The 12,311-nt window shown below is 54.6% G+C and carries 11 protein-coding genes; 7 read left to right on the top strand and 4 right to left on the bottom strand.

The annotated features are described in order from the left end of the window. Positions 1 to 83 precede the first annotated feature (83 nt). Complete coding sequence (gene yihA, locus FOC35_RS08695) at positions 84 to 719, bottom strand: ribosome biogenesis GTP-binding protein YihA/YsxC (RefSeq protein ID WP_016538854.1); 636 nt, start codon at positions 717 to 719, stop codon at positions 84 to 86. 194 nt (positions 720 to 913) lie between these two features. On the opposite strand from yihA, the gene yihI reads away from it, so the two are divergent. Together yihI and hemN are read left to right on the top strand one after the other, a co-directional pair. After that, positions 914 to 1,426, top strand: a complete 513-nt coding sequence (gene yihI, locus FOC35_RS08690; protein ID WP_016538855.1) for a Der GTPase-activating protein YihI — start codon at positions 914 to 916, stop codon at positions 1,424 to 1,426. Positions 1,427 to 1,616: 190 nt separating this feature from the next. After that, positions 1,617 to 2,990 (top strand): oxygen-independent coproporphyrinogen III oxidase, encoded by a 1,374-nt coding sequence (hemN, locus tag FOC35_RS08685; protein WP_172568685.1) that lies wholly within the window; start codon positions 1,617 to 1,619, stop codon positions 2,988 to 2,990. Positions 2,991 to 3,044: 54 nt separating this feature from the next. Here the strand turns inward: hemN and glnG are convergent, their stop codons facing one another. The 3 genes from glnG to glnA all read right to left on the bottom strand — a co-directional run bounded on the left by glnG (position 3,045) and on the right by glnA (position 7,065). Beyond that, positions 3,045 to 4,460 carry a nitrogen regulation protein NR(I) gene (gene glnG / locus FOC35_RS08680; protein ID WP_172568684.1) on the bottom strand — a complete coding sequence of 472 codons (1,416 nt, stop codon included), beginning with the start codon at positions 4,458 to 4,460 and terminating at the stop codon, positions 3,045 to 3,047. Positions 4,461 to 4,468: 8 nt separating this feature from the next. After that, positions 4,469 to 5,518, bottom strand: a complete 1,050-nt coding sequence (gene glnL, locus FOC35_RS08675) for a nitrogen regulation protein NR(II) (protein ID WP_016538859.1) — start codon at positions 5,516 to 5,518, stop codon at positions 4,469 to 4,471. Positions 5,519 to 5,655: 137 nt separating this feature from the next. Beyond that, on the bottom strand, positions 5,656 to 7,065 hold the full coding sequence (gene glnA, locus FOC35_RS08670; protein WP_016538860.1) for a glutamate--ammonia ligase: 1,410 nt from the start codon (positions 7,063 to 7,065) through the stop codon (positions 5,656 to 5,658). A 376-nt stretch (positions 7,066 to 7,441) separates the two neighbouring features. On the opposite strand from glnA, the gene typA reads away from it, so the two are divergent. The 5 genes from typA to fabY all read left to right on the top strand — a co-directional run bounded on the left by typA (position 7,442) and on the right by fabY (position 12,300). Beyond that, complete coding sequence (typA, locus tag FOC35_RS08665; protein ID WP_016538861.1) at positions 7,442 to 9,268, top strand: ribosome-dependent GTPase TypA; 1,827 nt, start codon at positions 7,442 to 7,444, stop codon at positions 9,266 to 9,268. Positions 9,269 to 9,420: 152 nt separating this feature from the next. Then, positions 9,421 to 10,017, top strand: a complete 597-nt coding sequence (gene yihX / locus FOC35_RS08660) for a glucose-1-phosphatase (RefSeq protein ID WP_016538862.1) — start codon at positions 9,421 to 9,423, stop codon at positions 10,015 to 10,017. Beyond that, the gene (locus FOC35_RS08655; RefSeq protein WP_016538863.1) at positions 10,014 to 10,886 is read left to right on the top strand and encodes a virulence factor BrkB family protein; all 873 of its coding nucleotides are present in this window, start codon (positions 10,014 to 10,016) and stop codon (positions 10,884 to 10,886) included. The genes yihX and FOC35_RS08655 overlap by 4 nt, the downstream gene beginning before the upstream one ends. Beyond that, positions 10,883 to 11,320 carry a D-aminoacyl-tRNA deacylase gene (gene dtd / locus FOC35_RS08650; RefSeq protein ID WP_016538864.1) on the top strand — a complete coding sequence of 146 codons (438 nt, stop codon included), beginning with the start codon at positions 10,883 to 10,885 and terminating at the stop codon, positions 11,318 to 11,320. Before FOC35_RS08655 ends, dtd begins: the two co-directional genes overlap by 4 nt. Positions 11,321 to 11,358: 38 nt before the next feature. Then, entirely contained in the window at positions 11,359 to 12,300 is a 942-nt protein-coding gene (gene fabY / locus FOC35_RS08645) for a fatty acid biosynthesis protein FabY (protein WP_016538865.1), read from the top strand. Positions 12,301 to 12,311: the final 11 nt, after the last annotated feature.

Here is a 12,311-nt window from a genome sequence, read left to right as displayed (position 1 = left end):
GAATATTTAGCCGCCCCAGTCAGAAATGACTGGGGCGTTTTTTATTGGGCGAAAAAAAACACGGCCTCAGCCGTGCTTCGTGATTACTCTTCAGCCGCGTCTTCTTCTACCGCCGGCGGAAGGTCGTTGTACCAGCTGTCCAGCTTGAGGCGCAGCTTATCAACGCCGATTTTCTTCAGGGAAGAAAACGCTTCAATCTCAATATTACCGCCAAACGCCAGCGCGGCTTCACGCACCATATTGAGCTGTGCTTTGCGTGCGCCTGACGCCAGCTTGTCCGCTTTGGTTAACAGCACCATCACCTCAATATTGCTGGCGACGGCCCACTGGATCATTTGCTGATCGAGATCTTTAAGCGGATGGCGGATGTCCATCAGTACGACCAGCCCTTTCAGGCTGTTGCGCTTTTGCAGGTATTCTCCCAGCGCGCGCTGCCATTTGTGCTTCACTTCTTCAGGCACTTCGGCATAACCGTAGCCCGGTAAATCCACCAGGCGCTTGCCTTCTGCCACTTCAAACAGGTTGATAAGCTGAGTACGCCCAGGCGTTTTACTGGTACGTGCAAGGCCTTTCTGATTGGTCAGCGTATTCAGTGAGCTGGATTTACCCGCGTTAGAGCGGCCTGCGAAAGCAACCTCAATACCGGTATCAGAAGGAAGATGGCGAATGTCCGGTGCGCTGAGCACGAACTTAGTCAGTTGGTAGTTCCAGTTTTTCACAACGGTGTCCCCGTCAGGTAATCATTTGCCGGGGATTATACCTGAACGAGCAGAAAACGCCGTGTTTCTCGCCAGAAGAGGAACAAGATGAAGAAAATGACGGCTGGTTAACCTGTCGCCTTTTTTCTTTGCTTGCTTTCTGCTAGATTCCGCCGCAATTCTATACTGAATAAAATGGCTTAAGACGACTTATTATGAAGCAACAAAATGCAGCGCCGCAGGGCAAAAAACCGGCAAAAGTACGCCGTAAATCGCGTGAAGAAGTAGATCAGGAAGCGCGTGAGCGTAAACGTCAGAAAAAACACCGCGGTCACGCGGCTGGCAGCCGTGCAAATGGTGAAAGCCAGGCGCAGGGCGGCAAATCCGCAGGTAAGACTAAAGACCCGCGTATTGGCAGTAAAAAACCGATTCAACTGGGCGTAACCGAAGCACCACCGGTCGCTAAACAGCACAAACCGAAGAGCGAGAAACCTATGCTAACACCACAGGCTGAGCTGGATATGCTGGAAAACGATGAGCGCCTGGACGGGCTGCTGGAACGTCTGGAAGCGGGCGAAACCCTGAGTAAAGAAGAGCAGTCATGGGTTGATGCGAAGCTGGACCGCATCGATGCCCTGATGGCCGAGCTCGGCATCGCCTGGGAAGACGATGAAGAGGAAGAAGAGAAAGCCGACGATTTAATGCGTCTGCTCAAGGGCGGTAACTAAAGGTTACTCCCATGGGATTACCTGTTCTTATTATGGTTATTCCGCTGGTGTGTTATCTGCTGTGGTTATTCGTTAAACTACGGCGGCTGTCGCGGCTGCAGAATTCGCTGCGGCGAAGGGCGATGGCTCGTGGAATGAGCGGGCCTCCTTCGCCTCGTCGGCGCCGGCGACATCACCGCAAGGAGTGAGTATGTCTGAGCAGTTAATCGACTGGGATCTGGCCCTGATCCAGAAATATAATTATTCAGGGCCACGTTACACCTCTTACCCGACCGCGCTGGAGTTCTCTGAAGCCTTCGGCGAGCCGGAGTTTTTGCAGGCGGTTGCCCGTTACCCGGAGCGCCCGCTCTCGCTTTACGTGCATATCCCGTTTTGCCACAAGCTTTGCTATTTCTGCGGCTGCAACAAGATTGTTACCCGGCAGCAGCACAAGGCTGACCAATATCTGGACGCGCTGGAGCAGGAAATTATCCATCGCGCACCGCTGTTTAAAGGCCGCCATGTCAGCCAGCTGCATTGGGGCGGCGGGACGCCGACTTATCTGAGTAAAGCGCAAATCAGCCGCCTGATGGCGCTCCTGCGCACGCATTTCAGCTTTAATAGCGATGCCGAGTTATCGATTGAAGTTGACCCGCGAGAAATCGAACTCGACGTGCTGGATCACCTGCGCCAGGAAGGGTTCACCCGCCTGAGCATGGGCGTTCAGGACTTCAACAAAGAGGTGCAGCGCCTGGTAAACCGCGAGCAGGACGAAGAGTTTATCTTCGCTCTTATCAAGCGCGCCAGAAAGCTGGGCTTTACCTCAACCAATATTGACCTGATTTACGGCCTGCCAAAGCAAACTCCGGAAAGCTTCGCCTTTACGCTGAAACGCGTCGCGGAGCTTAGCCCGCACCGGCTTAGCGTCTTTAACTACGCCCACTTGCCAACGTTGTTTGCCGCCCAGCGCAAGATTAAAGATGCCGATCTGCCGAGCGCCCAGCAGAAGCTGGATATTCTCCAGGAAACCATCGCTTCGCTAACGGGATCGGGTTACCAGTTTATCGGCATGGATCACTTTGCCCGCCCGGATGACGAACTGGCGATTGCCCAGCGTGAAGGCAAACTGCACCGTAATTTCCAGGGCTACACCACCCAGGGCGATACCGACCTGCTGGGGCTTGGCGTCTCGGCCATCAGCATGATTGGCGATTGTTACGCCCAGAACCAGAAAGAACTTAAGCAGTATTATCAGCAGGTGGACGAGCGGGGCAACGGGCTGTGGCGTGGGCTTGCCTTAACGCGTGATGATTGTATTCGTCGCGACGTGATTAAGGCGCTTATCTGCAATTTCCAGCTCAACTTTGCTGAGATTGAACAGCTCTGGTCGCTAAACTTTGCCGACTATTTTGCCGAAGACCTGCGCCTGCTGGCGCCGCTGGCGAAAGACGGGCTGGTGGAGCTGGACGAGCAGGGAATTAAGGTGAGCGGGAAGGGGCGTTTGCTGATTCGCAACATCTGCATGTGCTTTGATACTTACCTGCGGCAAAAAGCGCGCCTCCAGCAGTTCTCACGCGTGATTTAAAAACGGCGGGGTTTAGCCCCGCCGTTATTTTACCCTTCGCAAAGCGCTGAAGCGCTACTCCATTCCCAGCTCTTTTAGCTTACGAGTCAGCGTATTTCGTCCCCAGCCCAGCAGGCGGGCCGCTTCCTGTTTATGCCCCTGAGTGTGGCGTAGCGCGGTAGTCAGCAGCGTTCGCTCCATCTCCGGCTGCGCTTCTGAAAGCAGGTCCTGGTGCCCTGAACGAAGCGCTCTCTCCGCCCACTGAGCCAGCAGCATAGCCCAGCTATCGGGATTGGTTTGCGCCACGCCGCCGCTCTCGGTCACGGTGGTCTCAAACAGCTCGCTCGGCAGGTCCTGAATCAGCACTTCCTGGCCCGCGGCCATCACGGTTAACCAGCGGCAGGTATTCTCCAACTGGCGCACGTTGCCCGGCCAGGCTAGGCGGGTTAAGGCATTTTCCGTCTCAGGATGCAGGAGCTTGGCTTCTACGCCCAGTTCACGGGCGGCCACCTGCAGGAAGTGGCGAGCCAGCCGGGGAATATCTTCCCGGCGTTCACGTAGCGGCGGTAAATGCACGCGGATAACGTTCAGGCGGTGGAACAAGTCCTCACGGAATTTGCCTTCCTGCACGCGCAGTTCAAGGTTCTGGTGGGTCGCCGCGATGATGCGCACGTCTACTTTTACCGCGGCATAGCCGCCAACCCTGTAGAACTGGCCGTCGGCCAGCACGCGCAGCAGGCGGGTTTGTACGTCCAGCGGCATATCGCCGATTTCATCGAGGAACAGCGTGCCGCCATCGGCCTGTTCAAAGCGTCCCTGACGGATCTGGTTAGCCCCGGTGAAGGCCCCTTTTTCATGACCGAACAGCTCAGACTCGATCAAATCTTTGGGGATAGCTGCCATGTTGAGTGCGATAAACGGTGATTTAGCCCGTGGGCTATGGCGATGCAGGGCATGAGCAACCAGCTCTTTACCGGTGCCTGATTCGCCGTTGATCAGCACGCTGATGGAGGAGCGCGACAGGCGGCCGATAATACGAAAAACGTCCTGCATCGCAGGCGCTTCACCGATGATATCGGTAGTTGGCCCGCTTGCTGGCGTGTTGCGCGGCTGCTGCTGCTCCTGATAATGGCTAATAGCGCGCTCTACCAGCGCCACGGCTTCATCGATATCAAACGGTTTTGGCAGGTAGTCGAAAGCGCCCTGTTGATAGGCGCTAACCGCGGCATCTAAATCAGAATGTGCCGTCATTATGATGACCGGAAGCATCGGATGGCGCTGTTTAATCTGTTTCAGCAGCGCAAGACCGTCCATGCCGGGCATGCGAATATCCGACAGCAAAACATCCGGGGTTTTGGTGGCAAGGGCGTCCAGCACCTCATTGCCACTTTCAAAGGTGGTGCAACTTAACCCGGCCCCGGTTAACGCGCGCTCAAGCACCCAGCGGATGGAGCTATCGTCGTCAACGACCCAAACTATCCCTCGTTGCATAAAGACCTCTACTTCCGAATAGGCAGGTAAACCGAAAATTCGGTATGACCCGGCCAACTGTTGAATTCGATTTTGCCCGAATGCTGATCGATAAGGCTGCGCGCTATAGAAAGCCCCAGTCCGGTGCCGCCTTCTCGTCCGCTGACCATCGGATAGAACAACGTATCCTGCAGATGAGCCGGGATACCCGGGCCGTTATCTTCAATATCAATTCTTGCTGCCAGCCGATAGCGCGTGCCGTGCAGCGTTAGCTGGAAGGCGGTACGGGTACGCAAGACTATCTCGCCTCCTTCGCTGCCCAGCGCCTGCAGCGCATTACGCACGATGTTCAGCAGAACCTGTTCTATCTGGTCGGGATCATGTGCAAACTCAGGCAGGCTGGGGTCGTAATCCCGCACCAGCGTGACGTTAGCCGGTAGTTCCATCGACACCAGTTTCACAACGCGCTCGGCGACTTTGTGAATGCTTTCGGTGACGTGCATACCGGGCTGCTGCGGCCCCAGCAGCCTATCGACAAGGTTTCGTAGCCTGTCGGCCTGCTCGATAATAACTTTGGTGTATTCCGCCAGCGACGGGTCCGGCAGCGCCTTACTTAGCAGCTGTGCCGCCCCACGCAGCCCGCCAAGCGGGTTTTTAATCTCATGTGCCAGCCCACGCACTAAATCTCGGGCGGCAATCTGCTGTGCGTGCTGTAGCTGTTCCTGGCTTAAACGACGCTGGTTATCCATCGGCGCCATTTCCATCAGGATGTACCCTTCGGGCAGCCTCTGCGCCGTCAGGGAAAGAATATGTGAGCGGCTATCTATCACCAGCGTCACTTCGTTATCGGTGAAGCCCTGGCCAGCCATCAGGCTTTCCTGCATAACGGCAATATTCAAAGAGAAATAGCTCAACAGATCGGGCAGCGGCGTGCCGTACAGCTTACGTGAGCTTTGCGCCAGCAGTTGCTGAGCCGCAGGGTTGGCGTAATGCACCGCCAGCTCGTCATCCACCAGCAGGATGCTGTTGATAAGAGAGTTCAGAATCTGCCCAGCATCGGGCAGCGCGCCAGTTGCCATACAGCAGTCTCCGTGCACCGTTTTAGTGCATTATAGTGTTTGGGTGACAAAAAGCAGCGTCACAGGGGATTCTGGTGGAGAAAAAAGCCCATCCGAAGATGGGCTAAAGTTTCCACGGCAACAAAAAACAACTTCAATTAGACGCTGTAGTACAGCTCAAACTCTACCGGGTGCGGAGTCATGCGCACGCGGTCGTTTTCTTCGGTACGCAGTGCGATGTAAGCATCGATAGCGTCGTCGGTGAATACGCCGCCCGCGGTCAGGAACTCGCGGTCTTCGTTCAGCGCGTTCAGTGCTTCTTCCAGAGAGCCAGCAACTTGTGGGATCTCTTTTGCTTCTTCCGGCGGCAGGTCGTACAGGTTTTTGTCCATTGCTTCGCCCGGATGGATTTTGTTCTTGATACCGTCAAGACCAGCCATCAGCAGCGCTGCAAAGCACAGGTACGGGTTAGCAGCCGGGTCAGGGAAGCGCACTTCGATACGACGTGCTTTCGGGGACGCTACGACAGGAATACGGATAGAGGCAGAACGGTTACGGGCGGAGTAAGCCAGCATAACCGGTGCTTCATAACCCGGGACCAGACGCTTGTAGGAGTTGGTGGTCGGGTTAGCCAGGGCGTTAATCGCTTTAGCGTGTTTGATTACGCCGCCGATGTAGTACAGCGCTTGCTCAGACAGGCCAGCATATTTGTCGCCGGAGAACAGGTTAACGCCGTTCTTGGACAGGGACATGTGGCAGTGCATCCCGGAACCGTTATCGCCAAACATTGGTTTTGGCATGAAGGTCGCGGTTTTGCCGTAGGCGTGAGCAACGTTATGTACGACATATTTGTAGATCTGAATTTCGTCTGCTTTCTTGGTCATGGTGTTGAAGCGGGTAGCCACTTCGTTCTGACCAGCAGTTGCCACTTCGTGGTGGTGAGCTTCAACAACCAGGCCCATCTGCTCCATGGTCAGACACATAGCAGAACGCAGGTCCTGCGCGGAGTCAACCGGTGGAACCGGGAAGTAACCGCCTTTAACCGCAGGACGGTGACCTTTGTTGCCGCCTTCGTATTTGGTGCCGGTGTTCCATGCGCCTTCGATATCATCGATAGCAACGTGGGAGCCGGAGATGGAGCTGCCGAAGCGAATGTCGTCGAACAGGAAGAACTCTGGCTCTGGCCCGAACAGAACGGTGTCTGCGATGCCGGTAGCGCGCAGGTAGTCTTCAGCGCGTTTCGCGATGGAACGCGGGTCACGGTCGTAGCCCTGCATGGTGCCTGGCTCGAGAATGTCGCAGCGGATAATCAGGGTAGAGTCCGCGAAGAACGGGTCAATCACGGCGCTAGTTGGGTCAGGCATCAGCACCATGTCGGATTCGTTGATACCTTTCCAGCCACCAATCGAGGAGCCGTCAAACATTTTGCCTTCTTCGAAGAAGTCAGCATTTACCTGATGAGCAGGAATAGTGACGTGCTGTTCTTTACCTTTGGTATCGGTAAAACGCAGATCGACAAACTTCACTTCATGCTCATTCAGCATCGTCAAAACGTGTTCAGCGGACATACTTAAACTCTCCCGGATTGGTCGTTGTCGTCGTGGTACGAGGTAATCAAACACTTCTTAATGTGGCTTTTCGCCATAAAATCTTTAAAGCGAAATCTGTGCCAACTTTTAAATCACCCTAAAAAGGCGCTATCATGCACACCATAGTGCAAAAGGGCTGCACCAGGATGAATAAATTGCACCAATATAGTGCCTCAGCATCATGCCAGAGCACCATATTGGTGCAATTTACGTTATGGCTCCCTTTTTAGCTCCGTGAAAGCGATCACAAACCCTTACTTTCTACATTGTTTGTAAAGGTTCTTTGTGATCCTGTTCTGTCCTTCGATTAATACGTGTACAATAACGCGCTATTTCTAATGCCTGAGGCAAAGTTGTGATCGAAAATCTGCGTAATATCGCCATCATCGCGCACGTTGACCATGGTAAAACTACCCTGGTTGATAAGCTGCTGCAGCAATCCGGTACTTTCAGTAACGAACGTGCTGAAGCTACTGAACGCGTGATGGACTCCAACGATTTGGAGAAAGAGCGTGGGATTACCATCCTCGCTAAAAACACCGCTATCAAATGGAATGACTACCGTATCAACATCGTTGATACCCCTGGGCACGCCGACTTCGGTGGTGAAGTTGAACGCGTAATGTCCATGGTAGACTCCGTTCTGCTGGTGGTTGACGCAATGGATGGCCCAATGCCGCAGACGCGCTTCGTAACCAAGAAGGCGTTTGCCCATGGTTTGAAGCCGATCGTGGTTATCAACAAAGTTGACCGTCCTGGCGCGCGTCCTGACTGGGTTGTTGATCAGGTCTTCGACCTGTTCGTTAACCTGGATGCGACCGACGAGCAGCTCGACTTCCCAATTATTTATGCATCCGCGCTGAACGGCATCGCGGGTATGGATCACAATGATATGGCGGCGGACATGACCCCGCTGTACCAGGCTATTGTCGATCGCGTACCGGCGCCAAGCGTTGACCGTGATGGTCCGCTGCAGATGCAAATTTCCCAGCTGGACTACAACAACTATGTTGGCGTTATCGGCATCGGCCGCATCAAACGCGGCAAAGTGAAGCCAAACCAGCAGATCACTATCATTGATAGCGAAGGGAAAACCCGTAACGGTAAAGTCGGTAAAGTTCTGACCCACCTGGGCCTGGAGCGTATCGAGTCTACCGAAGCCGAAGCGGGCGATATCATCGCCATCACCGGCCTGGGCGAGCTGAACATCTCCGACACCATTTGCGACCCGCAAAATGTTGAAGCGCTGCCGGCGCTGTCCGTAGATGAGCCAACCGTTTCCATGTTCTTCAACGTAAATACCTCTCCGTTCTGCGGTAAAGAAGGTAAGTTCGTGACCTCTCGTCAGATTCTGGATCGTCTGAACAAAGAGCTGGTACACAACGTTGCACTGCGCGTTGAAGAAACCGAAGATGCGGATGCATTCCGCGTATCCGGTCGTGGCGAACTGCACCTCTCCGTTCTTATCGAAAACATGCGTCGTGAAGGTTTCGAGCTGGCGGTATCCCGTCCGAAAGTTATCTTCCGCGAAATCGATGGCCGTAAACAAGAGCCATTCGAGAACGTGACGCTGGATATCGAAGAGCAGCATCAGGGTTCTGTGATGCAGGCACTCGGTGAGCGTAAAGGCGACCTGAAAAACATGAATCCGGACGGCAAAGGCCGCGTGCGTCTTGATTACGTTATCCCAAGCCGTGGTTTGATTGGCTTCCGTAACGAATTCATGACCATGACTTCCGGTACCGGTCTGCTGTACTCCACCTTCAGCCACTATGACGATATCCGTCAGGGCGAAGTGGGCCAGCGTCAGAACGGCGTACTGATCTCTAACGGTCAGGGTAAAGCGGTTGCGTTTGCTCTGTACGGTTTACAAGATCGCGGTAAGCTGTTCCTGGGCCACGGTGCTGAAGTTTACGAAGGCCAGATCATCGGTATTCACAGTCGTTCTAACGACCTGACTGTAAACTGCCTGACCGGTAAGAAACTGACCAACATGCGTGCTTCCGGTACTGACGAAGCGACCACCCTGGTTCCAGCTCAGAAAATGACCCTGGAGCAGGCTCTGGAGTTCATCGATGACGACGAACTGGTAGAGGTTACTCCGCTGTCCGTGCGTATTCGTAAGCGCCATCTGACTGAAAACGACCGCAAACGTGCGGGCCGTGGCAGCAAAGAAGCTTAAGTTTCTTTTCTGACGTCAAGTGAAGCCCTGCCTGAAAAGGCGGGGCTTTTTTTGTTTTATGTCTCGCAGAATGCTCATCCTCGCTTTCCTCTGATAGTCAAAGCCGCCCTTTCCCGCTACAGTTATTTCTCCATGTCGGAAAGGAGGTGCGCATGCTGTATATCTTTGATTTAGGTAACGTCATCGTTGATATCGACTTTAATCGAGTGCTTGGCGTCTGGAGTGATTACAGCCGGGTGCCGTTAGCCAACCTGCAAAAGAGCTTTGCAATGGGAGAGACCTTCCATCAGCACGAGCGCGGGCAGATTACCGATGAAGTTTTTGCCGAAAGGCTGTGCCATGAAATGGATGTTGCGCTGAGCTACGAGCAGTTTGCCGCGGGCTGGCAGGCCATCTTCGTCGGGCTGCGTAAAGAGACGATTACCGTGATGCAGACGCTGCGCGAGCAGGGCCATCGCGTGGTGGTGCTCTCCAATACCAACCGCCTGCATACCGGCTTCTGGCCGGATGAGTACCCGGAAGTTGCCCAGTCGGCGGATAAGATCTATCTCTCCCAGGAGATGGGCATGCGTAAGCCTGATGCGGAAATTTATCTCAAGGTGCTGGAAGAAGAGGGCTTTGCGGCTGATAAGGCGGTATTTTTTGACGATAACGTCGATAACATCAACGGCGCGCAGAAGCTTGGTATCACCTCTATTTTGGTGACCGATAAAAATACCATCCCCGACTGGTTCAGCAAAAAAGCATGATAAAAAGGGTTCATCGCAAAACCACTCATCGCCTCCGGCCTCTGTTGGCCTGGGCAAAACTGCTCTGGCAGCGCATCGACCAGGACAATATGACTACGCTGGCGGGTAACCTTGCCTACGTCTCGCTACTTTCTTTGGTCCCGCTGGTGGCGGTGGTTTTTGCGCTGTTTGCCGCATTTCCGATGTTTGCCGATATCAGCGTCCAGCTGCGCCACTTTATTTTTACTAACTTTATGCCGGCAACGGGCGACGTTATTCAGCGCTATATTGAACAGTTCGTTGCCAACTCCAACAAAATGACCGCCGTTGGCGCAATTGGGCTGATCGTCACCTCATTGCTGCTGATGTATGCCGTAGACAGCGCCCTGAATACCATCTGGCGTAGCAAGCGTGCTCGGCCAAAAGTTTACTCGTTTGCCATTTACTGGATGATCCTTACGCTCGGGCCGCTGCTGGCCGGGGCCAGCCTGGCTATCAGCTCATATCTGCTCTCCCTGCGCTGGGCTTCCGAGCTGAATAGCGTCCTGGACGAGGTATTACGCGTCTTTCCGCTGCTGCTCTCCTGGCTCTCATTCTGGCTACTCTACAGCCTTGTGCCGACCACCAGCGTACCGGCAAAGGATGCCATGATAGGTTCGCTGGTCGCCGCGCTGCTGTTTGAACTGGGTAAAAAAGGCTTTGCCCTCTACATCACAATGTTTCCGTCATACCAGCTGATTTACGGCGTGCTGGCGGTGATCCCCATATTATTTGTCTGGGTCTACTGGACCTGGTGTATTGTGTTGCTGGGCGCGGAAATTACCGCCACGCTGGGCGACTATCGCCACTTGCGGCAACAGGCAGAGCAGGAAGAACTGGAACAACCATGATTGCATTAATTCAGCGCGTAACCCGTGCCAGCGTCACCGTGGAGGGTGAGGTGACGGGCGAAATCGGCCCCGGACTTTTAGTCTTGTTGGGTGTCGAAAAAGAAGATAACGAGCAAAAAGCCAACCGCCTCTGCGAGCGGGTGCTGGGCTACAGAATTTTCAGCGACGAGCAGGGCAAAATGAACCTGAACGTTCAGCAGGCGGGAGGCAGCCTGCTGGTGGTTTCTCAATTCACCCTGGCGGCAGATACCGAGCGCGGTATGCGCCCGAGCTTCTCCGGAGGGGCGGCACCACAGCTGGCTGAGGCCCTTTATGAATACTTTGTTGAGCGCTGCAAACAGCAGGGGATTGAAACCTCAACCGGGCGCTTTGCCGCCGATATGCAGGTTTCGCTAATTAATGATGGGCCGGTGACGTTCTGGCTGCAGGTGTAAACCTTCGCCACCCGGCCCGCGCAACGAGAGAGCAATGTATGTATCACCTCCGTGTGCCCCAAACAGAAGAAGAACTCGACCGTTATTACCAGTTCCGTTGGGAGATGCTGCGTAAACCGCTGCATCAGCCAAAAGGCTCCGAGCGAGACGCATGGGATGCGATGGCGCATCATCAAATGGTGGTGGATGAAGAGGGCAATACCGTTGCGGTAGGCCGCCTCTATATTAACGCCGATAACGAAGCGGCTATCCGCTTTATGGCGGTGCATCCTTCGGTTCAGGATAAGGGGCTGGGCACGCTGGTGGCGATGACGCTGGAGTCCGTTGCACGTCAGGAGGGCGTTAAGCGCGTAACCTGTAGCGCCCGGGAAGACGCGGTCGCATTTTTCGCCAAGCTGGGCTTCGTCAATCAGGGCGAAATTACCACGCCGCAAACCACGCCGGTGCGCCACTTTCTGATGATTAAGCCGGTAGCGACGCTTGACGATATTTTGCATCGCGCGGACTGGTGTGGCCAGCTTCAGCAGGCCTGGTATGAGCATATCCCGCTTAGCGAAAAAATGGGCGTGCGCATTCAGCAGTACACCGGGCAGAAATTTATTACCACCATGCCGGAAACCGGCAACCAAAATCCGCACCATACGCTGTTTGCTGGCAGTTTGTTTTCGCTGGCAACTTTAACCGGCTGGGGGCTTATCTGGCTGATGCTTCGTGAGCGCCATCTTGGCGGCACCATTATTCTGGCCGACGCCCATATCCGTTATAGCAAACCGATCTCCGGAAAACCGGGGGCGAGTGCGAGCCTGGGATCGTTAAGCGGCGATCTCGACAGGCTGGCTCGTGGCCGCAGAGCTCGGGTCGTGCTGGAAGTCGAACTCTACGGCAATGACACCCTCGGCGCGGTATTTGAGGGCGTTTACATGGTGCTGCCCGCCAAACCGTTCGGCCCTCTGGAAGAGGGCGGCAACGAAGAGGAATAAACATCCGGCGC

The sequence above is a fragment of the Cedecea sp. FDAARGOS_727 genome (genome assembly GCF_012273235.1).
In the GTDB taxonomy this organism is placed as follows: Bacteria; Pseudomonadota; Gammaproteobacteria; order Enterobacterales; family Enterobacteriaceae; genus Cedecea; species Cedecea davisae.
Note: the sequence above shows the minus strand (reverse complement) of the source record. Positions and strands in the feature narration are given on the sequence as shown.